The organism is Agromyces allii, from assembly GCF_009749385.1.
GTDB classification, from domain to species: domain Bacteria; phylum Actinomycetota; class Actinomycetes; order Actinomycetales; family Microbacteriaceae; genus Agromyces; species Agromyces allii.
This window is the reverse complement of sequence record NZ_WBIN01000012.1, coordinates 97,870-123,820: the sequence shown is the minus strand read 5'-3', so window position 1 is coordinate 123,820 and position 25,951 is coordinate 97,870. Positions and strand designations below refer to the sequence as shown.

General features: G+C 67.5%; 20 protein-coding genes and 2 tRNA genes. 8 read left to right on the top strand and 14 right to left on the bottom strand.

Features of this window, described 5'->3' with window-relative positions; all coding sequences use genetic code 11:
* The first annotated feature begins 424 nt into the window (after positions 1 to 424).
* Positions 425 to 1,939, top strand: coding sequence for an arylsulfatase (locus GQR16_RS15535; protein WP_157416070.1), 1,515 nt, complete (start codon positions 425 to 427; stop codon positions 1,937 to 1,939).
* A 651-nt stretch (positions 1,940 to 2,590) separates the two neighbouring features.
* Entirely contained in the window at positions 2,591 to 3,724 is a 1,134-nt protein-coding gene (locus GQR16_RS15530; protein WP_157416069.1) for a hypothetical protein, read from the top strand.
* 41 nt (positions 3,725 to 3,765) lie between these two features.
* On the opposite strand, the gene GQR16_RS15525 is transcribed toward GQR16_RS15530, so the two are convergent.
* From GQR16_RS15525 to GQR16_RS15510, 4 genes are all read right to left on the bottom strand, one after another.
* Positions 3,766 to 4,248: a hypothetical protein gene (locus GQR16_RS15525; RefSeq protein WP_157416068.1), complete on the bottom strand. Its 483-nt coding sequence runs from the start codon at positions 4,246 to 4,248 to the stop codon at positions 3,766 to 3,768.
* Between the two features lie 131 nt (positions 4,249 to 4,379).
* Positions 4,380 to 4,574 (bottom strand): hypothetical protein, encoded by a 195-nt coding sequence (locus GQR16_RS15520; RefSeq protein WP_157416067.1) that lies wholly within the window; start codon positions 4,572 to 4,574, stop codon positions 4,380 to 4,382.
* Positions 4,575 to 4,610: 36 nt separating this feature from the next.
* Positions 4,611 to 4,925 carry a hypothetical protein gene (locus tag GQR16_RS15515; RefSeq protein WP_157416066.1) on the bottom strand — a complete coding sequence of 105 codons (315 nt, stop codon included), beginning with the start codon at positions 4,923 to 4,925 and terminating at the stop codon, positions 4,611 to 4,613.
* 1,161 nt (positions 4,926 to 6,086) lie between these two features.
* On the bottom strand, positions 6,087 to 6,362 hold the full coding sequence (locus GQR16_RS15510) for a hypothetical protein (RefSeq protein WP_157416065.1): 276 nt from the start codon (positions 6,360 to 6,362) through the stop codon (positions 6,087 to 6,089).
* A gap of 190 nt (positions 6,363 to 6,552) precedes the next feature.
* Between GQR16_RS15510 and GQR16_RS15505 the strand changes: the two genes are divergently transcribed.
* From GQR16_RS15505 to GQR16_RS15495, 3 genes are all read left to right on the top strand, one after another.
* Positions 6,553 to 7,446, top strand: coding sequence for a hypothetical protein (locus GQR16_RS15505; protein WP_157416064.1), 894 nt, complete (start codon positions 6,553 to 6,555; stop codon positions 7,444 to 7,446).
* Positions 7,447 to 8,159: 713 nt separating this feature from the next.
* Positions 8,160 to 9,224: a site-specific integrase gene (locus GQR16_RS15500; protein ID WP_157416063.1), complete on the top strand. Its 1,065-nt coding sequence runs from the start codon at positions 8,160 to 8,162 to the stop codon at positions 9,222 to 9,224.
* Positions 9,225 to 9,372: 148 nt separating this feature from the next.
* Positions 9,373 to 11,124 (top strand): hypothetical protein, encoded by a 1,752-nt coding sequence (locus tag GQR16_RS15495; protein ID WP_157416062.1) that lies wholly within the window; start codon positions 9,373 to 9,375, stop codon positions 11,122 to 11,124.
* A 225-nt stretch (positions 11,125 to 11,349) separates the two neighbouring features.
* Here GQR16_RS15495 and GQR16_RS15490 read toward each other — a convergent pair.
* The 6 genes from GQR16_RS15490 to serS form a co-directional block, all read right to left on the bottom strand.
* Positions 11,350 to 11,438: transfer RNA gene (locus GQR16_RS15490), tRNA-Ser, on the bottom strand.
* Positions 11,439 to 11,568: 130 nt separating this feature from the next.
* Entirely contained in the window at positions 11,569 to 12,879 is a 1,311-nt protein-coding gene (locus GQR16_RS15485) for an LCP family protein (protein ID WP_246200873.1), read from the bottom strand.
* 77 nt (positions 12,880 to 12,956) lie between these two features.
* A tRNA-Ser gene (locus GQR16_RS15480) sits at positions 12,957 to 13,041 on the bottom strand.
* A 112-nt stretch (positions 13,042 to 13,153) separates the two neighbouring features.
* A complete protein-coding gene (locus tag GQR16_RS15475; protein WP_157416061.1) occupies positions 13,154 to 14,527 on the bottom strand; it encodes an LCP family protein in 1,374 nt (457 codons plus the stop codon).
* A 69-nt stretch (positions 14,528 to 14,596) separates the two neighbouring features.
* Positions 14,597 to 15,442 carry an HAD family hydrolase gene (locus GQR16_RS15470; RefSeq protein WP_157416060.1) on the bottom strand — a complete coding sequence of 282 codons (846 nt, stop codon included), beginning with the start codon at positions 15,440 to 15,442 and terminating at the stop codon, positions 14,597 to 14,599.
* Positions 15,439 to 16,707 (bottom strand): serine--tRNA ligase, encoded by a 1,269-nt coding sequence (serS, locus tag GQR16_RS15465; protein ID WP_157416059.1) that lies wholly within the window; start codon positions 16,705 to 16,707, stop codon positions 15,439 to 15,441. The genes GQR16_RS15470 and serS overlap by 4 nt, the downstream gene beginning before the upstream one ends.
* Positions 16,708 to 16,752: 45 nt before the next feature.
* On the opposite strand from serS, the gene GQR16_RS15460 reads away from it, so the two are divergent.
* Positions 16,753 to 17,769, top strand: coding sequence for a diacylglycerol/lipid kinase family protein (locus tag GQR16_RS15460; protein ID WP_157416058.1), 1,017 nt, complete (start codon positions 16,753 to 16,755; stop codon positions 17,767 to 17,769).
* A 328-nt stretch (positions 17,770 to 18,097) separates the two neighbouring features.
* Here the strand turns inward: GQR16_RS15460 and GQR16_RS15455 are convergent, their stop codons facing one another.
* Positions 18,098 to 18,790 carry a hypothetical protein gene (locus GQR16_RS15455; RefSeq protein WP_157416057.1) on the bottom strand — a complete coding sequence of 231 codons (693 nt, stop codon included), beginning with the start codon at positions 18,788 to 18,790 and terminating at the stop codon, positions 18,098 to 18,100.
* A gap of 63 nt (positions 18,791 to 18,853) precedes the next feature.
* Positions 18,854 to 19,810, bottom strand: coding sequence for a prephenate dehydratase (pheA, locus tag GQR16_RS15450; protein ID WP_157416056.1), 957 nt, complete (start codon positions 19,808 to 19,810; stop codon positions 18,854 to 18,856).
* A 100-nt stretch (positions 19,811 to 19,910) separates the two neighbouring features.
* On the opposite strand from pheA, the gene GQR16_RS15445 reads away from it, so the two are divergent.
* Both GQR16_RS15445 and pgm read left to right on the top strand, forming a co-directional pair.
* The gene (locus GQR16_RS15445; RefSeq protein ID WP_211373544.1) at positions 19,911 to 21,221 is read left to right on the top strand and encodes a DUF445 domain-containing protein; all 1,311 of its coding nucleotides are present in this window, start codon (positions 19,911 to 19,913) and stop codon (positions 21,219 to 21,221) included.
* Between the two features lie 119 nt (positions 21,222 to 21,340).
* Entirely contained in the window at positions 21,341 to 22,966 is a 1,626-nt protein-coding gene (gene pgm / locus GQR16_RS15440; RefSeq protein WP_157416055.1) for a phosphoglucomutase (alpha-D-glucose-1,6-bisphosphate-dependent), read from the top strand.
* Positions 22,967 to 23,040: 74 nt separating this feature from the next.
* Here the strand turns inward: pgm and GQR16_RS15435 are convergent, their stop codons facing one another.
* Complete coding sequence (locus tag GQR16_RS15435; protein ID WP_157416054.1) at positions 23,041 to 24,411, bottom strand: amidase domain-containing protein; 1,371 nt, start codon at positions 24,409 to 24,411, stop codon at positions 23,041 to 23,043.
* Positions 24,412 to 24,542: 131 nt separating this feature from the next.
* Complete coding sequence (locus GQR16_RS15430; protein ID WP_157416053.1) at positions 24,543 to 25,913, bottom strand: MFS transporter; 1,371 nt, start codon at positions 25,911 to 25,913, stop codon at positions 24,543 to 24,545.
* Between the last annotated feature and the right edge of the window lie 38 nt (positions 25,914 to 25,951).

Below are 25,951 nucleotides of genomic sequence, written 5' to 3'. Positions count from 1 at the left end.
TCATCGACACGCCTACGAAACTCGGGGTCGATCCAGAATGGCCAAGCGGGATTTCGCATCCGCCAGCCGATGTCACCCTCGCTCCCGGTTGGCGCGTAACTGGAAGAGCCGAGAGCGACGACCTCCTCGTCTTCGACCTTCGCCTCACACCGACCGGGTGGATTGCCGAGCGCGTGTTCGAGTAGGGACTGACTTGAATCTGCATAACCACGGGCCCACAACTGCAATCGGTTGAGCAGATCCGGGTCCCGGTCGCGGATCGGCTTGCGGGCGGCGAGCGGCTCGCGGCCGGCATGGTGGTCGGATCAGGCTCTATCCCTCCGGCTGGAGCGGGGAGTACGTTGGCGGTGGCGGCGTCCGCTGGGGGGCGCCACCGGTTCGGTGATCGATCACCCAGGTCAGCGGCACGGGGGAAGGTTCCGCGATGGCTACCGAGAAGCCGAATGTCCTGTTGATCATGGCCGACGATATCGGCTGGTTCGATATCGGGGCGTATCACCGGGGCATCATGGGCACCGCGACGCCCAACATCGATCGCATTGCCGCTGAGGGCGTGCTGATGACGGACAACTACGCGCAGGCGAGTTGCACGGCCGGTCGCGCGGCGTTCATCACCGGTCAGATTCCGATGCGCACCGGTCTGACGACGGTCGGTCTACCGGGTGCGGAGAAGGGCATCCAACCCGGTGACCCGACGCTGGCGCAACTGATCAAGCCAGAGGGGTATCGCACCGCGCAGATCGGGAAGAACCACCTCGGCGATCGGAACGAGTTCCTCCCCACGGTGCACGGGTTCGACGAGTTCTACGGCAACCTGTACCACTTGAACGCGGAGGAGGAGCCGGAGCAGCCCGAGTACCCGAAGCATCTTCCGATCATGCAGCAGCTGTTCATGCCGCGTGGCGTGCTGCGCTGCACCGCGACGGATGTCGATGACCCGACGGATGATCCGAGGTTCGGGCCCGTCGGCAAGCAGACGATCGAGGATACCGGGCCGCTGACCCGCAAACGGATGGAGACCATCGAGGACGACCTGCTCGCGCATTCGATCGACTTCATCGAGCGCGCGCACCAGGCCGGCGAACCGTTCCTGCTGTGGCACAACACGACCCGGATGCACGTCTGGACCCATCTCTCGGAACGCTGGAAGGACCAGACCGGACTGGGCGTCTACGCCGATGGCATGCGGGAGCTCGACTGGGTCGTCGGGGAACTGCTCGGCAAGCTCGACGACCTCGGGATCGCCGAGAACACCATCGTCGTGTTCGCAACCGACAACGGTGCCGAGAAGTTCACGTGGCCCGACGGCGGCACCACGCCGTTCCGCGGCGAGAAGGGCCTGGGCTGGGAGGGCGGCTTCCGCGCGCCGCTCGTCATTCGCTGGCCGGGACGGATCCCCGCCGGCCGCGTGCTGAACGGCATCATGTCGTTGGAGGACATCGTGCCGACCATCATGGCCGCGGCCGGGGTGCCCGATGTGAAGGAACGCCTCCTGGAGGGCGCAGACTTCGGCGACACGCACTTCCGCGTGCACCTCGACGGTTACAACCAACTGCCGTACCTGAGCGGCGAAGTGGACGAATCCCCACGCCATGAGTTCTTCTACTACGGCGAACACGACCTCTTCGCGCTGCGCTACAACAACTGGAAGGTGCACTTCCAGACCAAGGATGACTGGTTCGCCGGCGCCTTGGCGAAAGCCACCGTGCCCCGGCCGGTGAACCTCCGCGTCGATCCGTTCGAACAGCACATGGACGCCCCGTACTACCCGCTCTACGCCGGCGAGAAACTCTGGACCGTGCTGCCGGCCGCCGCGCTCATCCAGGAGCATGCCAACACGTTCAAAGAGTTTCCCCCGAGCCAGGCGCCGCCCGACTTCAACCCGCAAGCCGTCGTCGACACGGTCCTGCGGGCAGCATCCGAACGCCACGGCAACTGACGACACCACCCAACACCCGACACGGCCCACGAGCCCAGTCGTGGTTCTTCACGGACGCCCGCAGGCGGATCGGTTTACGGCTATTTCATCGATTTCTTGCCTTGCCGACGCTTGATCCATCGCGAAGCTGAGCCACAAACGACGCACCCCAGTACGCAACTCAGGAAGACCCAGACCCACGGGGAACCCGGATTCAGCAGCACTATGACTGCTGCTGTTGTCGCAGCAGCCGCCAGCAGTAAGCCAGCCACCGCCCAGACGACGTGCGCGGAGAGTCCCACCTAGAGGATCTCCTTCCTGCACTCAGCTAAGCCAACGGAACCGTCAGCCTTGTCAGCGCTTCTTGGTGGAGCGAAGAGCTCGTCGCTCATCCCGGCTCGCGAAAATGCCCAGCACCACAATGACGAGTGCTCCGAGGCCAAACGCCCATCCCATGCAGCCGACGTTACGCCGGCACCATGCTCGAGTACAGGGTCCCGGCCAAGAGTCGAACGCCCGCATGCCGGTCCAGTACTGACACTCGCTCAGCTCGCGCGATGAGAGGCCCCGCAGGACAATCAGGCTTCCCGTTAGACCCGCCCGCGCTGAGTGCCCGGTGAAGGCACGTCAACTGCAGCCTCTCAATTTGCCAGTCTGGTATTAATTAACACCATGACACCAACCCGCGCCGGGAGTGCCGATGAGTTCAACGTCGATCGTGTCGGCCTTCTCGGCGGCGCGGAAGGCCGAATCGACGACCTACTTGACGCTCTGGCGATCTTGTCATCGCGAGGCATCTCGCTCGCCATCCTTCTCGGGGATCTCGGGATTCCTTGGCCTGGGCGACCTTCAACGAGCCAGCTGCGGATGCTCACCGGACGGCTCACGTCCCACGGCCAGAGGCTGTTGTTTCTTGCCGGCTGCCACGACTGGGTGCCGATGCTCAACGATCGGAGCGGCCTCACGCCCGAGTGGCCGCTGGGAGGCATCCGATGGATCTCTTCCCGAGTCGGGTTTCTTCCGAACGGCTACCGAGGGTCGTTCATAGGTGGTCGCACGTTTGCAGTCTTCGGCGGTGCCGCATCCGCCGACCGCATGTCGCGCGCCATCGGCGACGGCTGGCGGCGAACTGGGGTCTCAAGTGATGGCGACCTCAAGGCGCTCGGCCGCAAACCTGTCGACATTCTCCTCGGACACAATGCGCCACTCGACCTGCCAGAAATCGACGCAGTGGTCGAAGAGAAGGCAAAGCGGTTGCCTCCCGAAGATCTCCAGTTCGGCATCGACGCTCGCGCTCAGTTTCATCGAGGATTCCTGCAAATTGCCCCGAGCCTCTACGTCGGAGCCCACTACCGCCAGTTCACAAGCGATGCCGTCGGCTACAGGGACGGAGGCACGGGATTCTGGTCCAATGTCGCCATCCTCGACCAACTCGAAGGGCCCGACGTGTCGATGGCGATCCTCGATACACGCACGTGCAGTCTCGAGTTCCTCGATTGGGCTGGACACGAGGTGAGAACTCCGAAGGCCGTCTCCAAGCTGACGATGGACGGCACCGGCCGATGGATGGTGCAGACCGAGTCATCCGTGCACTTCGTCGACCTGGACTCCCGATACTGGGAGCGGATTCCAGGACCGGACGCGAACCCAACACTCGGCAGGAACGCCGGCCCGCTCCGCTCCTTGGAGAACTTCATCCTCGGATCGAACGGATACCTCACCACTTCCGGCGATGAACACGCCGAGTACTACTGGGTGCGGACCTCCATGATCAGACACATCACGGGCGCCCCGTTGGGCGACTGAATGCAGCCGCCTGCTGCGATCTTGTCGATCCGCGTTTGGCGCTATTTGCTGTGGTCCGGCGGTTCGCTGCAGCGCGCGAACGACAGGATCTGGATGAACGGAACTTCATCGCGATCGTCGCCGGAGGTGATCGCGATCATCGGAGCCTTCCGGTCGCCTTCGCGCCGCACCGAGAACCAGTCATCGCGATTGTCGGGGAACCCGTCTTCGGCGAACCCGGCATCAGCGGCGTCGCGACGAAGATCGCCGACCGCGCCTTCCACTGCGGCAGGGTCGGTCAGATACACCAGCCACTGACCGGAGTATTGGGCAGCGTCGCTCCCGCACGAGAGGAACCCGGAGGGGATCGGGTCTTCCACGTGATCGACGGAATCCGCCGGGAGGAGATCGACGAAGGCCTGCATGTCGTCCCGCGCTTCACCACGCGCTGCCTCGGCGGTCGGCATCGGAGCGCAGCCGGCGAGGGCGAGCACGGCGACGATCGCGAGCAGGGCCGCCGTGCGTACCCGGTTGCTCCGCATCATCCGGCCGCCCTGATCTGCGCGGCAACACCATTGAGCACTGGACCATTATCGATGGTCGAGATGATCTGGTTGTGATGGGCGGCTGAATCGCTCGCCGCCCAGAGGCCGCCGATGAGCCCCGCGGTCAGTGCCTACCCGATGACGTTCTCAGTGACGATGCCGCTGTCGCGAATCTCGAACGGGCCGCCGGAGTCGGGCGCGACACCGTATACGAGCCCATTGAGCACCGGCATCGGAACATGGACGTTGTAGAAGAGCTTGTTGATGTCGTCCTCGGCGGCGTAGACGACGTACTTCGTGTCAGAGTGCGAGTCAACGGGCATCATCGTTGAGAGCGGGATCGATAGCGTTCGCGTTCTTCTTCATTCCCATTCCAAGCGAATGATGCGAACGACTGGCGTCGTGAGTCGGAAGGTCGCGAAGTAGTCCGGAGACAAGGTCGGGTCGTCCTTGAGGAACTTAAATGCCGCGCTCTGTCCAACTGCTGCGGTGAAGTCGTGGAGTTCGATCGTTTCGTTGTCTCGATAGAGCGACGAGGAACCCGTGTCGGCATTCGGGTGCCGACAGAGCCTCGCGGCATTGCCGCTGATCTCGATCTCGTAGATCGATCCGCTTTCCGTGAAGATGGCAAATCGCCCGCGTTCGGTCGCGTCAAGTTCGGATAGCTCCTCTGCCACGTCACAACTCGCTTTCGAGCCGGCGGTCGTCGGAGTCCGCTTCTGAGATCGGATGCACTCGTGGCCACAGAGTCACTCCGAGAGCTTCCTCGAGTCTGGTCAGGAAGAGATCGCCGTGGGTCGTCCCGCCCAACAAACTCGCCACTTCGTCGACCTCGAGCCTGGCGCGGTGTGCCACCTCCTGCAGAGCGGCTTGGCCGATCGCCAGGCAGAGGTTCTCCCGAGGGCGGGCTAGGCTTGTTTTAAGCGACTGGCCATATCTAATGCCACTCATGAATCCACTGTACTGCCGCAATCAGCAGACGCGAAGCTACTTTTTAGGCCCAGCCCAGAGCCTGCGACCCAACGCCTCCTCCAGTCGAGCGATCGCGTAGAGGTCTGGCCACGAAGTACCGTCCAGATACTTCAGGAGCGATGTATGGCTGAGTCCTGCATCTCGCGCCGCAGCCCGCACGCTTCGATCGCCGATCGCCGATCGAAGATTTGTCGCGAATCGCCGAGCCGCCTCAGCTGCGGTGTCGCTAGAAGGAACATCCGGCCATCCTGGCGCGAGCTCCGCCGGATCTGGGCGAGATGTGCGAGACATGAGCCAAGGCTACCGGCACTGCGAGCACAACGATCGGCGCAGGGGTCAGAATTGGTGGAGGCTAGACTTCGAACAAACATTCGAATTTGGTACGCGGGCGACAACCGGTCCTTAGCTCGCGAAAGGCAGGCTGGCTTGACTCAAAATCGCCGGTACGACAGCCGACTCGACGAGAACCTTGCGCGGGCAGAGCGCCTCGATGCATCACGCGGCACGCCGGTGCCGCTATCGCCCGAAGAATTGAGGACCACTGGAAGAAGGGTGGAGGCCCGGGAACCCGTCAGCGTCGAAGCCTGGATTCGTCACCGGGTGGTCTACGAGGAGCCGCGACTCATTCAGGGGGTCGCTGTCGCTTGGACGACTGGGGCGGTTCTCATTCGCTGGTCGGCGGATGGGGTCGAGCGCTTCACATGGGTATGGGCGAGCGCAGTGCGTCGACATTCGCTCTGACAGTTCCCACCCGGAAGGCAGCGAGAAACCGGCACGCGAAGCTTTTCCGGGCCGATCAACCACGCGAACCTCTCTCCGGGGCGGGCAAGCAAGGTCCACCGGATCGGGAGGACCACACTCGAGACCTAGGGACCCCCTTCCGGACATTGCGTCAGGCGATCGGTATCGGCAAGCACCACGGCTTCGGGCCAAAGCGAGACGCCCAAGGCATGCTCGAGCCGACTCAGGATGAAGAGGTCGCCACTGATGGCCCCGCCGAGAAATGCCGCCAACTCGTCAACATCAAGTCCGGCGCGGTGCGCGATGTCCTGCAGCGAGGAGTCCGCAATGGCAGCCCTCGCGTTCTCCCGAACCTGCGCGACCACCAATTGTGCGTTCTGGTAGTATCTAAGACCAGTCATGTCGCAACTGTAGCGGGATCAACCGCCAAAACACCCCTCGCGTGGGCAGAGAATCCGCCTGAGGGCGGCCTATGAAGTGCGCGTTCGCCATGGGATCGGCCGCGAGAGTCACCAGGAATCCTGATACCTGCGGCACGGCTCTAGATGGCATTTTTAATCACCACCACGATGGCAATGACAGAGCGCGAACATGGGATCTACGGACGGCTACGAGTACCACCCGGAGCTCCATGTGGAGCATTGGCCGCACGTGCGGAGCTTCGTGCTCGAGACACTCGCCGCGGCTCGAGGCCGCACAGCGTACTCAGAGAAAGAGCTTGCCGCAGCACTCGGACCCTATGCGCTCTGGTGCTGGAGAACTGGATCCGCAATCGACACTTCGGAACAGATGCTCAATGTGGCCGTCATCGAGTACTACATCGCGGAGGGGTTGACCGGCTATACAAAGGCGGGACGGGGAACAATCCGCTCACGCCTCCTGAGGCTTGCTGAGGCGTTCGGCCCCGACGTAAAGCTTCGCCAGCCGTTGCGCGCGTATAGCGGCCCTAATCCGTCGAAACCCTATGCCCTTCTCGACCAAGCAGGGTTTACTTCGTGGGCGCGATCGCAGGGCACGAGGCTGCGATCGGCCAACGCCGCGGTCCTGCTCTCGCTGGGATTTGGGGCCGGCCTCTCAAACGAGGAGATCATCTCGGTCCGACGTGGCGACATCATCCCTGACGAGCTTGGCCTGCTCCTAGACCTCAAGGGCAAGCGGTCTCGCCGCATCCCTGTTCTTGAACTTTGGTCCCCGGCACTCCTCCAGGCCTCCTGGGCCGGCGAACCGGACGAGTGGGCGTTTCTGCCAGGCCGTCATTACAGGAGCGCCAACCTCACGGGCCTCTTCATCAGCAAGTCGGACGCACCGGTACGGCTTCAGACCCGTCGAATGCGGGCCACTTGGATCGTGCATCACCTGAACCGCGGGACGCCGGCGGTACCCCTACTTGAGGCCTCGGGCCTCAAATCAATCGATGCATTCGATCAGTTTCTGCCGTTCGTTCCGAAGTGGACGGAGAGCCGTACCATTTGGGCCCTGAAGTAGCACCCAGATATGGAGGGGACCAAAGGCGGTCCTTCTCGAACACGCGCTCGATTCGAGCTATGTGCACTGACGAGGGCCATTCCGCGCCCGAGAAGAATCCCAGCAGCAAGTCGGGAGTAAACCCGAGAGCTATCGACACCTGTTCAAGCCCGATCTGATCTACATAATCGCGCACTCGAAGCACGAACAGCCTGATCTTCTCCGCCTCCGGCGTCTTGCAGGGCTCCTCCGGCCAATTGGCGGATGTCTGGCGCGGACGCCAAAAGTGTGGTGACTCCCAGAACACCTCCTCGTGCTCGCCTACCGCCACGTACTCCGCTTGGTCGTACTCGTAGTCGTGTTCACGGCGCCGATCACTTGAGGGCCACAGCGCAACTCCGAGGCCATGCTCGATTCGCCCCAACGTGTGGGTGTCAGGCCAAGCGGTTCCGTACACCATGGCCTTGATTGCGGAGTCGCCGATACCTGACAGATCACTAACCCGTTGGTAGGTGAGTGAACGGTTGTGCATCTCTGCTCGCAGTCGCAATACAGCCTGTCGAAGTGACTCTGCCTCGGGATTTTGCATGGTCGAACGCGGCCAATCTGGAGCCAGATCTACTGGCCGCGCACGTTCCCGTCGAGACACGTAATAGACGCTACCTTCCGCCAATGACAGGCCCTGTCAAATCATCGACACACCGGTCTTTACAACACCGAACCAGCCTACGCTGGTGCATGATCATCGCAGTAATCGATCGATATCCCGTAATTTGGTGGCGCTTTTGCTTGTTTCTAACAAGGGAGTGGTCGTTATGCCGGGTGGCGAAAAAGCATTGACTTTCAACCAGACACTGCGACATGCTGGTGTTAAATATTACCGCGTTCGTGATGAAACGCGACTCATGATCGAGAATTATCGCCCTAGAGGGATTGCCGACCCAGCGTGGTCGCATGTTCGCGAATTCGTAGTCGCGAGCATCGTTCCCTACGCCACGTCATCCGACTCGGTCGTCCTCGCCGACCTCGGCTATGTCACTCGTTACGCCCTGTGGCTGGTCGAAGACGGCGCACCGCTCTCCGTGCGGACCGCATTCTGTGCGCCCGTGATCGACCGGTACGTCCGTGTCGTAATCGCCAAACGTAGTCAGCGGTATAGGCACGAGGTGGCAGCGAGGCTGACTCTCCTCGCGAATCTCCATACGGGAGCGCAACTGACCGCCACGGTGCCCTCCAAGACCCTCGCGCCCAAACCATACTCACCGGCGGAACTCGCGGATCTTGTCAGTGCCGCGCGCGCTCGATCAATGGTCCGGGCACGCAACGACATCATCGCGACGATCGTCCTCGGAGCTGGTGCCGGTCTCATTGCCCGTGAGATGCCGCACGTGCGAGTCCGTGATCTCCAGCCCGCCCCGTGGGGATACTCCGTCCACGTCCGGAGCGACGTTCCACGCATCATTCCGCTGCACCGCATCTGGATTTCTCACATCGCGCCCTTTCTCGAGGATCGCGACCGTGATGACTACCTCGCGTGGCCGCACAGGGCCAGGGATGAGAAGTCGACACGCATGAAGGGCGGACTCCTCGCCGGCTACAGCGGCGTTCTGCCGCACCCGGGGCGCCTCCGAACCAACTGGATTCTTCACCTCATCCATCAAGGCTTCATCCCGACGCAGATCATGCGCCTGGCCCGACTCGAAACCGCAGGGGCACTGAATAGCTACTACTCGCTGCTGCCTGCAGCGGAGAGTCCCGACCCCTGGGAGATTGCGGGAGGTGACTCAGCCCATGACTAGCAAATCCGAGCCGGAGCATGGCAGCTACCGACCGAGGCTGGCCAAGCGCACACCAGCCATACGACAATCATCGGACCGGTTCGCTCGCGACGCCATGCGCCCAGGCCTCGGCCACGACTTCTTGGTCGCCCGCCGCAGAGTCTCCCCTGTGACGGCCGAGACGATTCGCGAGCCGCTGGAACTTCTCGAGGCGGCAGGCGTGATCCCGTTTATCGAAGAATGGCGGGCTGAAGACCGATCGACTCATCCTGGCGGACGTCCCGCTGCGATCCTCGACACGCACTTGCTGGTCGCACTCCTCGTTCTCGTCCTCGAGAACGCCCCTCCCCACCTGACGCTCGTCCGCGACCTATTGGCATACCGCCTGGACGACGATGCGCGCGGGATGCTCGGTGTCCCCGCGGCCCCTCGCGATCACGAAGATCCCGTCGCAGCAAAGAACTGGTACAACAACGTGTGTGCGGCCTATCACCGCCTCGTGAACGTCATGGACCCCTTTCCCCAGTTCAACCGCCGCGAAGGCACGAACCTGCAAGGTCGCATCGAGTTCAGGCTGTACCGGGACCACGAGTTCGAGGCGACCATGAAGTCCCGCCTCGACTTCTTCTCCAACCGGCTGCTCGAAGCATCACTCAGTGCCATGCCTCGCGAAATGCGCCGTGGGTTGAAGAAGATCAGCATCACTCACGACCAGTCGTTCATCCCTACAGGCACAAAGCGCGGGTGGCGCGGCAAAGTGACGGACCGGAGGACACGAACCGACAAGTGGAACGGCGCGGTCGTCGAACCCGAGCTCTACCACTTCGTACACAGCGCCGGCGCCCGGCTCGACGAAGACGGAAAGCTGCGCACGCCGATGTCGTGGGGCGCGGCGGGCAATTTCGCCGTCCTCGTTCCCGAGGTCGACGGAGACCCAGTGCCGCACGTCGTGATGGCGTTCAGCTTGAGTGAGCCGCTGAAAGACTCCGACCTCGAACTGGTTGGTCTACTCCAAGGGCTCATCACCGACCGCGGCTATAGCCCTGGTCACGTTACCGGAGACCGCGAGTTCTTTGCCGGCAGCACCATCGACCGCCTCCATAGGGCAGTCCGCCAGATGCGGTGGGGCGTCGTGACTGATCTGAAAGACGACCAGCTCGGCGTGCGAGGCAGCGTAAAAGGCGCAATCCTGCTTGAGGGAGCACCGTACTCACCTGGCATACCTGCTCATCTCCGCAATGCGACGATTGATTTCAGAGCGGGCCGAATCGATGAAGAGACCTACTTCCGACTCATAGATGCGCGTTCCTTCTATCGCGCCAGAGCCAAAGAGAGCCCCAACGCCGACGGTGCCCAGGTCCACATGTGTCCGGCGTACGGACAGAACGCGATCCTCCTTTGCGAGATCCGAGCCATCCACCCGCAGTCAAGCAAGAAGGCAAAGCGTGCGGTGCACGAAACGGATCTCCCGCCAGCTGAGCCCATCTTGCCCGCCATCTGTCGGCAAACTTCTGTCACGATCCCAGCAGACGCCGACCTCAAGCGGGCACAGCTCCTACAATTCGGGTCGCGGCAATGGTTGCGCACATACCGTAACGACAGAAACGCGTCTGAGCGATTTCACTCCATCATCAAAGATCCTGCACACGAAGGTGTCGGCACGCGCGGCATTCGACGAGTGCGCGGACTAGCCGCAAACCAAGTCCTCCTGGCCATCCAACTGCTCGCCGCGAACATTCGCATCATCACGCGATTCGTTCGCAAGATGCATCTGAAGCTCGTCTACAGCGTGGATCCGATCCGCCCGAAGCACTATTCCTCGTACGGTCGTCCTTACATGAAGCCTCGCCAAGCACCCGACGACGATCCCGAGCAGAAACGTCTCGACCGACCGCCGCCGCCGCCGCCCGAAGCGGAGTAGCGAAGTTCGCGAGTAGCCATAGCCCAAGGGGCGCTTCCTCACGCCCGCCAGGCCCGATTTCGACCTCGTTGCTGCCAGCCTTTACGCGGCGAGGCGGTGAAACCACCAAGAAGGCGACCAACAAACGAAAGAGGGCCTCCGCAGAAGCGGAGGCCCTCTTTCTTGGCTGTATTGCAGCTCAGTTCTCAGACCAAAACGCCTGAGAAAGCCAAATACGCCCAAGTGCGGAGACGAGGGGATTTGAACCCCTGGTCCCCTTACGGGGACTCCACCTTAGCAGGGTGGTGCACTCGGCCGGACTATGCGACGTCTCCTCGCGAACGCTTGCGCGCACGCGACTGCCATCATAACCCGCGGATGCCGCGAAACACGATTCGGCGCCGGCAGGCGCCGGGCGAGCGCCCGCTGACAGCCGGCGTCGTCGGGACCTCGCCCGCTCCGCGCCTACTGGTCTTCGAGCGAACGACCTGAGGAGCAGCGGGTCTCGGCGGCCGTCTGGCCCGTCACGTCGCTCGGGAGGGCCTCGGTCGTCGGCGCCGGAGCAGCCGGGTCGGCCGCGGCGTCGGCGGCGGGCGCGTCGGCCGCGGGGACCTCGGCCGCCGGTGCCTCGGCCGCAGGGTCGGCGGGGATGACGGTCGGGTCGGTCGCCGAGGCGAACGAGGCGTCATCGGCGTCGGGGTCGAAGTCGACGGGGATGTCCTGCTGCAGCGCGAGGTTCACGATCTCGGCCGAGTCGGACGGGAGGACGCCTCCGTCGGTGGTGCCCGTGGGGTACTGGATGAAGGCGATCTTCGCGAGGTCGACGTCTTTCATGGCGACGGCGATCGACACGAGCGTGGTCGGGTTCGCGAGGGTGTCGGAGAGCTGCATGTTCGCGAGCGCCGCCTTGGCGATGCCGAACAGCGCGCCGGGGTCGGAGAGCGTTCCGCCGGTCTGCACCTTGCGTGCGAGCGCCGAGAGGAAGACCTGCTGGTTCGAGATGCGCCCGAGGTCGGACCCGTCGCCGACCCCGTGCCTGGTGCGCAGGAACTGGAGCGCCTGGAGGCCCTGCAGCTCGACGTTGCCGGCCGGGAGGTAGAGATCGGTGTGCTCGTCTTCGATCGGCTCGGCGATGCACACCTCGACGCCGCCGACGGCCTCGGAGAGCCCGGCGACGCCCAGGAACTGCACGACGCCGGCGAACGGGATGACGGTGCCGGTGAGGTTCTCGACGGTCTTCACGACGCAGGCCATTCCGCCGTAGTCGAGCACGGAGTTGATCTTCACCGAGGAGAGCGCGGAGAGCGGCTCACCGCTGGGGTCTTCGGGGTCGACGCACTCGGGCACGCTGACGAACATGTCGCGCGGGAAGCTGATGACCTCGACGTGCGAGTGGTCTTCGGAGATGTGCATGAGCATCGTCACGTCGTTGAGCACTGCGGTCTCTTCGGACGGGTCGCCGAAGCCGTCGCCCTGGCCTTCGCGGCTGTCGCTGCCGATGACGAGCACGTTGATGCCGCCGGGCATGGCGCCGATGTCGGGCACGCCGTCGAGCACCGCGGCGTTTCCGAGCGACACGGTCGGCTTCGCTGTGTTCGCGAGGTCCCATGCGGCGTAGGCCGCGACGGCCGTGCCCGAGACGAGGGCCACGGCCAGCACCGATGCGGTGATCTTGCCGATCGAGCGCAGCACGCTGTGCGGACGCAGGCGTCCGTGCCGTGCGATGGAGGGGTTCTTGGCTGCGTTGCGGGAGCTGAACTGGCGATCGTCGGTCACGGTCACCTCTCTCGGTGGGCGGGTCGTCGCGGCGAGCGAGCGGTTCGGGTCGGCAGGGGGACGGTTCGACACGAGTGCGGAGGGCGTGGGATTCGAACCCACGAGACATTTCTGCCCACTGGTTTTCAAGACCAGCTCCATCGGCCGCTCGGACAGCCCTCCATGCCGCTCCGGGGTTCGTCGGAACGAATTCCGGAGCAGACAGGCCACGATTCTAGCCGACTCGTATCCCGTCAACCCTTCCAGTCGAGCCTGTGAACGTGCTGAGGCGACCTCAGCCCTCGTTCGCCGTCGAGCAGCGCACCTCGGCCGCCGTCTGGCCCGTGACGTCCGACGGCAGCACCCCGGCGGGCGTCGTCGGCGCGACCGGCTCGGTGCTCGCCTCGGGCGCGGGGGCGGGTGCCGCAGGGTCGGCGCCCGTGCCGAACTCGGCCTCGCTCGTGGCGTTCGGGTCCAGCTCGATCGGCTGGTCGACCTGCAGCGCCGCGTTGACGAGGGCCGCCGAGTCCGACGGCACGACCGCCGACTGGTCGTCGGTGTACCCGGTCGGATACTGCACGAACGCGACCTTCGAGAGGTCGATGTCCTGCACGGCCCGTGCGATCGAGACGAGCACGGTCGGGTTCTGGAGCGCGCTCGAGAGGCTCATGTTCTCGAGCACGGCCTTCGCCATCGCGTAGAGCTTGACGGGGTCATTGAGCGTGCCGTCGGTCTGCAGCTTGCGCATGAGCGCCGACATGAACACCTGCTGGTTCGAGATGCGCCCGAGGTCGGAGCCGTCGCCGACCCCGTGCCTGACCCTGAGGAACTGCAGGGCCTCCATGCCGCTGAGGGTCTGGATGCCGGGCGCGAGGTGGATGCCGGTGTACTCGTCGTCGATCTGCTCGGCGATGCACACCTCGACTCCGCCGACCGCCTGCGCGAGGGCGGCGACGCCGTAGAACTCGACGATGCCGCCCACGGGGATCGGCACGCCGGTGAGCTGGGTGACGGTCGCGGCGACGCAGTTGAAGCCGCCGTACGAGAGCACGGTGTTGATCTTCACCTCGGAGAGCGCCGACAGCGGCTCGCCGTTCGGGTCGGCCGGGTCGGGGCATTCGGGCACCTCCACGAGCATGTCCCGCGGGAAGCTGACGACCTCGACGTGCGTGTGGTCCTGCGAGATGTGCACGAGCATCGTGACGTCGTTGAGGATCGCCGAGTCCTCCTCGGGGTCTCCGAAGGCGCCGTCGGCCGGCCGCTTGTCGCTGCCGACGAGCAGGAAGTTGAGCCCGCCGTCCATCGCCCCGATGTCGGGAACGCCCTCGAGGATCTGTTCGTTCTCGAGCGTCAGGGTCGGTGCGGTGGTCGCGGTCTTCACGAGGTCGACCGCGGCGAAGGCGACCACGGCGACTCCGCTGATCGCCACGACGGCCACGACGGATGCCGCGAGCTTCGCCGCGGAGATCCACCCGTTGTGGCGTGGCATGCGCCCGTGCCGCGGCGGTTCGGGCGGCGCAGGTCGCGTCGGCGGCAGGTCGCGGGCGGACTTCTCGGCGGTCGGCTCGGCCTTCCCGGCGGTCGCCTCCGCCATCTCGGCGGCGGGCGCGTCGACCTGCGGTTCGACCTCGTCGGCCGATCCGCCGTTCCCCTTGCGATCATCGCTCACGACGACCCTCCCCTGAGAGCCGAGTGTAACCGGACCGGTCGGGAGCAGCGCGGGAAGCGGGGCGCCCGGCTAGGGCAGCGTGTCGAGCACCTCGGCCAGGCCGGCCTCGTCGATGCCGCCGGTCACCTCGGTCGCCGCGGCCTTGACCTCGTCGGGCGACTGGCCCATGGCGACGGCTCGACCGGCGGCGCCCGCCCAGGTGAACATCTCGATGTCGTTGCGGCCGTCGCCGACGGCGATCACCCGGTGCAGGTCGTGTCCCTGCCAGCCGCGCACGCGCTCGAGCGCGGTCGCCTTGCTCACGCCGTCGGGCGCGATGTCGAGCCACGCCGTCCAGCCGATGGCGTAGCTGACCTGGTGCAGGCCCATGCCCGCGACGAGGTCCATGAACTCCTGGGTCTCATGCTCGGGCGAGACCACGACGACGCGCGTCGCGCTCGGCACGAACAGCCCCTCGAACTCGACCTGGCTCGCGGAATCGAGGTTCCAGGTGTCCATTCCGGCCGTGTAGAGCCGGTGCCCGTCGGGCAGCTCCACCATGAACCGCCCCTCGGGCAGGAACGAGCGGATGCGCTCGAGCGCCGTGGTCGGGTCGAAGGTCTCGATGTGGAATCGCACGTAGGCATCGGACGCCGAGGCGTCGGATGCCGCGCCGTCGCGCCGCATCGTCACGGCGCCGTTCGCGCACACCACGTACTCGGGCCGCAGCCCGAGCGCATCGAGCACCGGCGACGTGCCGGCCCAGGAGCGACCGGTCGCGATGGTGACGTCGTGTCCGCGATCGCGGGCGGATGCCACGGCCGACGCGACCGCGGGGTCGATCGACTCGTCTTCGTGCATGATCGTGCCGTCGACGTCGAGCGCCACGAACCACGGGTCGGTCGTGAGGTCGGCCCGCGGCATCCGCTCGCTCATCGTGTGACGGGTTCGAGCACCTCGAGGCCGCCGAGGTACCCGCGCAACGCCTCTGGCACGCGCACCGACCCGTCGGCCTGCTGGTGCGTCTCGAGGATCGCGACGATCCAGCGGGTGGTGGCGAGCGTTCCGTTCAGCGTCGCGACGGGTGCCGTCTTGCCCGACTCGGTGCGGTGACGGATGTCGAGGCGACGCGCCTGGTACGTCGTGCAGTTCGACGTGGAGGTGAGCTCGCGGTAGGCGCCCTGCGTGGGAACCCACGCCTCGACGTCGTACTTGCGGGCGGCGCTCGAGCCGAGGTCGCCGGCCGCCGTGTCGATGACGCGGTAGCTGAGGCCCAGGTCCTGCAGCATGCCCTCCTGCCAGGCGAGCAGTCGCGCGTGCTCGGCCTCGGCCTCGGCGGGGTCGACGTAGCTGAACATCTCGAGCTTGTTGAACTGGTGCACGCGGATGATGCCGCGGGTGTCCTTGCCGCCCGAGCCGGCCTCGCGGCGGTAGCAGGTCGACCAGCCGGCGTACCGGATGGGGCCGTTCGACACGTCGATGATCTCGTCGGCGTGGTACCCCGCGAGGGCCACCTCGCTCGTGCCCGTGAGGTAGAGGTCGTCGGCGGGCAGGTAGTAGATCTCGTCGGCGTGCGCGCCGAGGAACCCGGTGCCCTGCATGATCTCGGGCCGTACGAGCGTCGGCGTGATGAGCGGCGTGAAGCCGGCGGCCAGCGCGCGGTCGAGGCCCATGGTCATGAGCGCGAGCTCGAGGCGTGCGCCGATGCCCTTGAGGTAGTGGAAGCGCGCGCCGGAGACCTTCGCGCCCCGGTGCATGTCGATCGCGTCGAGCAGCTCGCCGATCTCGAGGTGGTCGCGCGGCTCGAAGTCGAACGTCGGCACCTCGCCGACCTCCTTGAGGAGGATGAAGTCGTCTTCGCCGCCCGCGGGCACGCCGTCGATCACGACGTTGCCGATGAGCCGCACGGCCGCCGTGAAGGCGTCTTCGGCGACGGTCACCTCGGCGTTGGCCTGCTTGACCTTGGCGGCGAGCTCCTGAGCCTGGGCCACGAGCGCGGCCTTCTCGTCTTTCGGCGCCTGCGCGACCTGCTTGCCGAACGCGTTCTGCTCGGCGCGCAGCGACTCGAACGCCGTGATCGCGTGCCGACGCGCGGCATCGGCGGCGACGGCGTCGTCGACGAGGGCCGGAGACTCCCCTCGGAGCTCCTGCGAATGCTTGATCAGGTCGGGGTTCTCGCGAAGCAGCACGGGGTCGATCACGCGTGCCAGTCTAACCGCGGCATCCTGATGCAATAGGTTGGCTGCGTGGCGCGGGGTGGCAAGCAGCAGGCGGCGGAGTCCGTAGGCGATCGGCCGCGCCTCGCCGTGATCTTCAACCCGAGCAAGCAGGGCGTCGACACCCTGCGCACGACCATCGCCGAGGTCGCCGAGCAGCAGGGCTTCGCCGAGCCGCTCTGGATCGAGACCACGGTCGACGACCCGGGCAAGGGCATGGCGCTCGAGGCCCGCGAGTCGAAGGTCGACCTCGTGATCGCCGCGGGCGGCGACGGCACCGTGCGCTCGGTCGCGGCCGGGCTCCGCGACAGCGGCGTGCCCGTCGGCATCGTGCCGATCGGCACCGGCAACCTGTTCGCCCGCAACGTCGACATCCCCGTCAACGACATGCGCGGGGCCGCGGTGCTCGCATTCGAGGGCTTCGACCGCGCCGTCGACGTGGTCGTGGCCGACATCACGCGCCCGAACGGCGACACCGAGAGCCACACGTCGCTCGTCATGGCGGGCATCGGCATCGACGCCGCGATGATCTCGAGCACGAACCCCGACCTGAAGAAGCGCGTCGGCTGGCTCGCCTACGTCGACGCCGGGCTGCGCGCGCTCCCCGCGTCGAAGCCCTACCGCGCCTACTACCGCACCGATGCCGGCCGACTGCACCGCTCGAAGGTCTCGACGATCCTCGTGGCGAACCTCGGCTACCTGCCGGGCAACATCGAGCTCATCCCCGACGCGCAGCTCGACGACGGGCGCCTCGACATGGCCGTGCTCCAGCCGCGCAACTTCCTCGGCTGGCTCTTCATCTGGCGCAAGATCACCTGGGAGAACCCGGTGCTGCGCAAGTCGGCCATCGGCCGTCAGATCATGGACCTCACGGGCGGCAGCCGCCGACGCGAGATCGTCTACTCGCGCGGTCGATCGGTCGACATCGAGATCGTCGAGGGCTCCGAGGAGTTCGAGATCGACGGCGACGAGTTCGGCACGGTCGTGTCGGCCAGGTTCACGGTCGACCCGGCCTCGCTCATCATCCGCGTGCCCTCGCTCGACTGAGCCTTCGCGGGTGCCGACGTGCGCTGAGCCGCGCCTCGCGGCCAGTAGCACCAGACGAACACGAGGGCCAGGGCGGATGCCGCGGCCAGCAGTCCGAGCGTCTGCACGGCCATGTACCCCGTGTTCCACCAGGTGTAGAGCTCGTTGACCGCGGCCAGCTCCTCTTCGGTCGTGGCCTGGCCGATGCTGTTCATCTCCGTCATCGCGTCGGCGATGCTCCGCGAGAGCGCCTGGAGGGCGACGAGCGAGAGGCCGAACACCGCGATGAGCCCGATCACCGCGGGGGTGCGGAACGGCGTCGAGGCGCCGGACGGCGTCGAGGGCTGCGTCACGATCGTCGGCCCCGCCCGGAGCGCACGGCCTGCACGGCGAGCACGACGACGATGCCCAGCACACCTGCCTGCACGAGCCCGGCGCCGAGCGCGGACATCGCGTTGATGAACGCCTGGCCCTCGCTCGGGAGCGTCATCCTCCCGCTCATCTGCGCGTAGTTGATGTTCCACGTGAGCACCGCGCCGGCGACGACGAAGCCGAGGCTGGTGCCGAGCACGACCCAGAATCCGAGGGCCGGATGCCGCACGAACGGCGATTCGCTCACGGGTTCGGGCTCGACGACGAAGTCCGAGTCGGCCGGCGCCGCGTTCATTCCGGAAACGGCATGCGATGGCGGAGGACCGATGTACGTCGCTGCACGAGCGGGCGGCGCGCCGGGCGCCGCGACCTCGGGGGCCGCCGCCGCTTGCGGATCGGCCTCCGGGGCGAAGTAGGCGAGGAGCGCTGCAGCGTGGTCGGCGTCGTCGGCGGTGGTCGTCGATCTCGCCGGGGCGCTCGACGCGATCGCCGGGGACTGCGCCGATGCGGCGCGGGCCGGACCGTCATCGGCTCGTGCGGCGGGCGTCTCGGCCGACGGCCGGGCGAAGGTGGCCGTGGGTTGGGCGCTGCCCGCGGCATCCGGAACATACCCGCGCTGGAATCTGGGATCGAACCGCGGGTCGATCTCTCGCGTGGCCTCGTCGCTCATCGCGTGTCCTTCGGTCTCAGTGCCGCCCGTGCCGGTCGATCGTCGCGTCGCTCGGGCTCTGCGTCAGTCGGGTTCGCCGCTCAGCAGGCCGCGCAGCCAATCGCGCGCCTCGATGAAGATCTCGTCATCGTACTTCGCGTGGTACTCGATCTCGCGCTGGTCGGCGCGCGGGTACGACCCGAGGAAGATCACGTTCGGGCTCGTGCGTCGAAGGCCGAGGAGCGCGTCGGCCACGCGCTCGTCGGCGACGTGGCCGTCGAGGTCGACGACGAAGCGGTAGCGGCCGAGGGCGTCGCCGATGGGCCGCGACTCGAGCAGCGAGAGGTTCACGCCTCGCGTCGAGAACTGCTCGAGCATCGCGAGCAGGGCGCCGGGCTCGTCGCTCGGCAGCTCGACGATCAGGCTCGTCTTGTCGGCGCCGGTGGGCTCGGGCAGCGCGCGCGAACGCGACACGAGCACGAACCGGGTCACGGCGTTGGGGTTGTCGCCGATGTCGCGAGCGAGCACCGTGACGTCGTGGTGATCGGTGATGCCGGGCGGGGCGACCGCGGCGTCGGCCGTGTTGTCGGGCTCGAAGAGCGAGGCGGCGGACTGCACGTTGCTCGACGCGGGGATGTGCCCGTGCTCGGGCAGGTGCCGCTCGAGCCAGCCGCGCGACTGCGCGTAGGCGACCGGGTGCGCGTTGACGGTGCGCACGTCGGCCAGCGCCGTGCCGTGCCGTGCGACGAGCACGAAGTTCACGGGCACGAGGTACTCGCCGATGATGCGCAGCCCCGGCACGGTCGCGAGCGCGTCTTGGGTGGCCGAGACGCCGCCCTCGATCGAGTTCTCGATCGCGATGACCGCGGCGATCGAGCGGCCGCTCGTGACGTCTGCCAGCGCCTCGCCGACGTTGTTGACCGAGCGCCAGGTCTTGCCGGCCGCCTCGGGCACCTGCTTGAGCGCGGCCTCGGTGAACGTGCCGGCCGGCCCCAGGTAGGAGTAGGTGTCCTCCGGGCGGTGGGGTGCGGCATCCGTCATGCTGCCAGCCTAACCAGCGGGCGCGCGCCGAGGGACAGGTCGCAGCCCGAGGGGCTAGCGTCGAGACCGTCCGCGACGCGCGAACCGTGAGGAGGACGCGATGACCACGACCCTCGAGACGCCCGACCCGGTCGGCGACACCGCACGCGCCACCCGCACGGTGCCGACCGACGCCGAGCGGCAGGCCGCGCTCCGCAGCATGAAGCGCCTCGCGACCGGCCTGCTCATCGCCTCGGCGGTCGTGTTCGCCGTGGCGTTCGCCCTGCAGGACGAGGTGCCCTGGCTCGCGTACGTGCGCGCCGCGGCCGAGGGCGCGATGGTCGGCGCGATCGCGGACTGGTTCGCGGTCACGGCACTGTTCCGCCACCCGCTCGGCCTGCCCATCCCCCACACGGCGATCATCCCGACGCGCAAGAACGAGATCGGCGCGACGCTCGGCGCCTTCGTCGAGGACGAGTTCCTCTCCGACGAGGTCGTCGTCGGCAAGCTGCGCTCGATCGGCATCTCGCGTCGCCTCGGCGGGTGGCTCGCCGAGCCCGCCAACGCCGAACGGCTGACGTCCGAGGCATCCGTCGCCGCGCGCGGCGTGCTCGAGCTGCTGGGCGACGACGACGTGGAGGACGTCATCGAGCGCCTCGCGCGCAAGCACCTCTTCGAGCCCGAGTGGGCGCCGTCGGTCGGCCGCGTGGGCGCGCGGCTCGTCGCGGCCGACCAGCAGCGGGCGGCCGTCGACGCCCTGCTCGTCAAGGCCGAGGAGTGGCTCGACGCGCACCCCGAGGCCTTCGGCAGCATGGTCTCCGACCGCCTCCCCCGTTGGATGCCCGGATTCGTCGACCGCCTCGTCGACGATCGCGCAGCCCGCGAGGTGCGCGGCTTCGTGCACGCCGTGCGCGACGACCCGCGGCATCCGCTCCGCGAGGCGATCGACCGCTACCTCGCCGACCTCGCCGACGCGCTCCAGCACGACCCCGAGACGATCGCACGCGTCGAGGGCATCAAGAACGACCTGCTCGAGAGCCCTCGCGTGCGCGAGTTCGCGGGCGAGGCCTGGACCGCCGTGAAGGCCGCGCTCGACGACTCGCTGGCCGACCCCGAGAGCGAGCTCCGCGCGAGCCTCAGCTCGGCGATCGTCGACGTGGGCACCCGGCTCGTCGCCGACGAGACGCTGGCCGCGAAGGTCGACACCTGGGTGACGGATGCCGCGGCCTACGTCGTGCGCACCTACCGGCACGAGATCGCCGGCGTCATCACCGAGACCGTCGAGCGCTGGGACCCCGCCGAGACCACGCGCAAGCTCGAGCTCCAGGTCGGGCGGGACCTGCAGTTCATCCGCATCAACGGAACCGTGGTCGGCGCCCTCGCGGGCCTGGCGATCTTCTCGGTCGCGACGGCACTGCACGCACTGGTCTGATCGCGGCCGTCCCGGCCCGGCCGTCCGAACGCGCCCGGCTGGACACGCCGGTCGGATCCGCCCCGTCTCCGGACGTGATGCGGGGTGCGGCGGGAGCGCGGGCGCGCCAGACTGGGAGCATGCATGAACGCGCGGGAACCCCGGCCACCGAGTCCGACCTCATCGACGTCGAAGCGCTCGTCAGGGCGTACTACGAACTCGCACCCGATGCCTCGGTGCCCAAGCAGCGCGTCGCGTTCGGCACCTCGGGGCATCGTGGCTCCTCGTTCACGACGAGCTTCAACGAGCACCACATCCTCGCGATCACGCAGGCGATCGTCGAGTACCGCGCGGCGCAGGGCATCACCGGGCCGCTGTTCATCGGCTCCGACACCCACGCGCTGAGCGCCCCCGCGCAGACGACCGCGCTCGACGTGCTCGTCGGCAACCGCGTGCGCGTGCTCGTCGACCAGTACGACGACTACGTGCCGACGCCGGCGCTCTCGCACGCGATCCTCTCGTGGAACAACGACCCCGCGAAGCGCGCCGAGGGCGAGGCCGACGGCATCGTCATCACGCCGAGCCACAACCCGCCGCAGGACGGCGGCTTCAAGTACAACCCGCCGCACGGCGGCCCCGCCGACTCCGACGCCACGTCGTGGATCGCGAACCGGGCCAACGATCTCATCGCCGACGGGCTGCGCGAGGTGAAGCAGGCCGAGCCGAGCGCCGTCGAGACCTACGACTTCCGCACGGCCTACGTCGCCGACCTCGCGAACATCATCGACTTCGACGCCATCCGCAAGGCGGGCGTCAAGATCGGCGCCGACCCGCTCGGCGGTGCGTCGGTCAACTACTGGGCGGCTATACGCGACACGTACGGGCTCGACCTCACGGTCGTCAACGAGCGCGTCGACCCCGCCTGGGGGTTCATGACGCTCGACTGGGACGGCAAGATCCGCATGGACCCGTCGTCGCCGAGCGCCATGGCTTCGGTGCTCGAGCACGGCAGCAGCTTCGACATCCTCACGGGCAATGACGCCGACGCCGACCGGCACGGCATCGTCACGCCCGACGGCGGCCTGATGAACCCCAACCACTACCTCGCGGTCGCGATCGAGTACCTGTTCGCGCACCGTCCCGAATGGCGGGCCGATGCCGCGATCGGCAAGACCCTCGTGTCGAGCTCGATGATCGACCGGGTCGCCGCGGCGCTCGGCCGCCGGCTCTGGGAGGTGCCGGTCGGGTTCAAGTGGTTCGTGCCCGGACTCGTCGACGGGTCGGTCGGCTTCGGCGGCGAAGAGAGCGCGGGCGCGTCGTTCCTGCGCTTCGACGGCACCGTCTGGACCACCGACAAGGACGGCATCCTGCTGTGCCTGCTCGCGTCGGAGATCCGCGCGGTGACCGGCAAGTCGCCGTCCGTGCTCTACGCCGAACTCGTCGAGCGCTTCGGCGACCCCGCCTACGAGCGCAAGGATGCCGCGGCCACCCCCGCGCAGAAGGCCGCCCTCGGCAAGCTCACCGGCGACGCCATCGCCGCGACCGAGCTCGCCGGCCAGCCGATCACCGCGAAGCTCTCGCACGCGCCGGGCAACGATGCGGCCATCGGCGGCGTCAAGGTCGAGACCGCCGACGCCTGGTTCGCGGCGCGCCCCAGCGGCACCGAAGACGTGTACAAGATCTACGCCGAGTCGTTCCTCGGCGCCGAGCACCTCGCGCAGGTGCAGGAGGAGGCCAAGCGCGTCGTCGACTCGGCGCTCGGTTGATCAGTCGGTGAACGACGAACGCCCGGTCGAGCTGAGCTCGACCGGGCGTTCTGCGCCTGCGCGCGGCATCCGGATCAGTGGATGGAGAAGTACGTCACCGAACCGCCGCCCGAGGCGAGCGCCTCGTCGACGTCCCAGTAGTCGGCGTCTTTCGTGTGGCCGCCGACCCAGATCTTCGTGCCCGCGTCGGTGTGCTCGACGCGCGTGACGACCGCGGTGTGATCGCGGTCGCCCGAGTCGTCCCAGTCGAACTGGGCGATGTCGCCCACCTTGACGGCCCAGCGCTGCGAGTCGTCGAGGTAGGTCGCACGGGTGGTCTGCGTCAGCAGGTAGTCGCGGAGGGCCGTCGAGCTCGCCCAGCTGGGCGACATGGCGCCGGTCGCGCCGTCGAAGTACCAGCCGCCGTCCATGGCGAAGCCGCGGGCCGCGAGCGACTGGCTCGCGAAGTTCGCGCAGTCGACGCCCGAGAGCACCGGGTACTGGGCGGTGTTGTAGTTGTTCCAGTGCGCGAGCACGTAGTTCAGCTGGGCGTCGATGCCGGGGTCGCTCGTGAACGTGAACGTGAGGTCGATGGGCTGCTCGACGGCCGCCTCGGCCTGCAGCGCCGCGGGCTCGAGCGCCGTGATGAGCGACGCGGTCGACGAGATCGGGGCCTCGGTCTTGACCGCTTCGACCGGGGCGCCTGCCGCGTCGACGACGCTCACCTGCACCGCGGCGCCCTTGGCGGTCTCGGCGACGGCGGGAACCTGGAACGTGAGCGAGGACTCGTCAGCGGCGACGATCGTCGCGGGCGTGTCGCCGACGGTCACCGCGGCGACCTCGTCGAGCGAGTGGCCGGTGAGCGTGATCTGCGTGCCGCCGGTGAACGGGGCGCTCGCCGTCGAGAGGCCGCTCGTGATCTTCGGGGAGAGGTCGACCTCGGCGGCCGGCGCGATCGAGTCGAGCGCCGCGGCGTCGACCGTGTCGACGGCCTCGTGCGTCGCGGACTCCGACGCCGCGGTCGAGGACTCCGCCTCGGCGGGCACGAGCGCGCCGAACGCGCTGAGGCCCATGAAGGCGGCGGCGGAGCCGAGCGCGGCCGTGCGCTTGATCACGGCGCCCTTCGACACGGGCGACGTGCGGCCGCGACGGTTGCGGATGCGGTCTGCACGGTGTCGCGGCAGACGGGACCGCGATGCCGCCGAGGCCTCGTCGTCGGTCTCGTTCACGTCTGCCGGCTCGCTCGCATCGGCCGCGACGTCGGCCGGCTCGAGCTCGAGCACGCCGAGCGGCTCGGGCACGACGGGCGCAGAGGCCTCGGCCTCGGCCTCGATCGAGCGGTCGGCCTCGACGGAGGCGTCAGCCTCGGGCAGCGGGTACGACGGAGCGTCCTGCGGGTCGGGCGTGGCCGAGGGGGCTCGGAATGTGGCGCGGCGAAGGATGGGCAGATCGGAGGATTTCAGCAAACCGTGATGTTTCGGGTCGTCGTTCGGGGAGGGGGACTTCCACCAGCACGTCGTTGTTCGGGGGGCCTTCAGCCCAACACGCGAATTTGTGAGGATCCCTCTCGAACGCTGGGAGACCTATGAGAACGCATTCAAACGGGTGCGGCGCGACGCGACGTCGCCATCCGCAACCCGACCACCGCGAGCGGCACCAGCACGAGCAACGCGACCATGTTGACGCCCGCGAATCCGAAGGCGCCCAGCACCAACCCCGAAAGTGCTGCGGATGCCGCGGCCGCGACGTTCATCGCGGCATCCGTCGCCCCCTGGAGGGGAACCCGCAACCGCGAATCGACCGATGTCGTGAGCAGCGTCGACCCGCCGATCATGCCGGCCGACCACCCGAGGCCGAGCAGACCGAGCGCGAGCGGCACGAACAGCACGTCGTCGCCCGGCGCGAGGATGCCGATGACCGCCGCCACGACGAGGATCGCCGCTCCGAGCAGCACGACCCGCACCGAGCCGACCCGGTCGACGAGCCAGCCCATGAGCGGGCTCGCGCCGTACATGCCGAGGATGTGGATGCTGAGCACGATCCCGACGAGGTTCAGCGACATGCCGTGCTGGGTCATGTGGATCGGCGTCATGACCATGACCCCGACCATCACGGTGTGCGAGCACACGATCGCGAGGATCGCGAACAACGAACGAGGCCGGCGCGAGGCCTCGCGCAGCGCGGCGAACGAGCCGACGGGCCTCGGCTCGCGGGCGGGGTCTCCCCCGGGCTCGGACCCGGCTCCGGCTCCGGCGGCACCGGCCGAGGCCGGCCCGGCATCGGGCGACGCCGGGTCGAGCGGCCCGCCCTCGGCATCCGGCACCGCGTCGGTCTCGAGCACGCCCGCACGCGGCATGCGCAGCAGCGTCGCCACGAGCAGGGTCGACGTCGCGAACGCGACCGCCGAGAACGCGAAGGGTCCGACGAGGGGCGGGAGCCCGAACGCCGCGCCCACCCGGTCGCCCGTCTCGGAGAGCAGCGGACCGGCGACCGAGCCGATCGTCGTCGCCCAGAGCACGAGCGACATCGACCGCGCCTCGAAGCCGGGCGCCGCCACCTCGGTCGCCGCGAACCGCGCCTGCAGGCCTGCCGCGGCCCCCGCGCCGAACGCGGCCAGCCCGAGGAACACGAGCGGGGCCCAGCCGCTCGACGCCGCCGCGATGACGAGCACGGCGCCGACCGCCGCGAGCCCGTAGCCGACGGCGAGGGCCACGTGACGCCCGGAACGCACCGCGAGGCGGGCGAGCGGGATCGCGACGATCGCCGCGCCGAGCACGCTCGCCGACTGCGCGAGACCGCCCATCGCCACGACGCCCGTGAGGTCGGCCACGAGGATCGCCGCGAGCGCCATGCCCGTCGCGACGCCGATGCCGGCGAGCAGCTGGTTCGCGATGAGCACCGAGAGGGCGAGCCCGCGACGCGGGTGACGCGTGCCGGCGGCGGCCGCACGCGGCATCCGCTCGCTCATCGTGCGCTCGGCTCGCTCATCGTGCGCTCGGCACGCTC

Coding starts and splice junctions, on each gene's coding strand:
- GQR16_RS15535 (WP_157416070.1), top strand. CDS start 425: ATGGCTACCGAGAAGCCGAATGTCCTGTTGATCATGGCCGACGATATC.
- GQR16_RS15530 (WP_157416069.1), top strand. CDS start 2,591: ATGACACCAACCCGCGCCGGGAGTGCCGATGAGTTCAACGTCGATCGT.
- GQR16_RS15525 (WP_157416068.1), bottom strand. CDS start 4,248: ATGATGCGGAGCAACCGGGTACGCACGGCGGCCCTGCTCGCGATCGTC.
- GQR16_RS15520 (WP_157416067.1), bottom strand. CDS start 4,574: ATGATGCCCGTTGACTCGCACTCTGACACGAAGTACGTCGTCTACGCC.
- GQR16_RS15510 (WP_157416065.1), bottom strand. CDS start 6,362: ATGACTGGTCTTAGATACTACCAGAACGCACAATTGGTGGTCGCGCAG.
- GQR16_RS15505 (WP_157416064.1), top strand. CDS start 6,553: ATGGGATCTACGGACGGCTACGAGTACCACCCGGAGCTCCATGTGGAG.
- GQR16_RS15470 (WP_157416060.1), bottom strand. CDS start 15,442: ATGAGCGAGCGGATGCCGCGGGCCGACCTCACGACCGACCCGTGGTTC.
- GQR16_RS15455 (WP_157416057.1), bottom strand. CDS start 18,790: ATGAGCGACGAGGCCACGCGAGAGATCGACCCGCGGTTCGATCCCAGA.
- pheA (WP_157416056.1), bottom strand. CDS start 19,810: ATGACGGATGCCGCACCCCACCGCCCGGAGGACACCTACTCCTACCTG.
- GQR16_RS15445 (WP_211373544.1), top strand. CDS start 19,911: ATGACCACGACCCTCGAGACGCCCGACCCGGTCGGCGACACCGCACGC.
- pgm (WP_157416055.1), top strand. CDS start 21,341: ATGCATGAACGCGCGGGAACCCCGGCCACCGAGTCCGACCTCATCGAC.
- GQR16_RS15430 (WP_157416053.1), bottom strand. CDS start 25,913: ATGAGCGAGCGGATGCCGCGTGCGGCCGCCGCCGGCACGCGTCACCCG.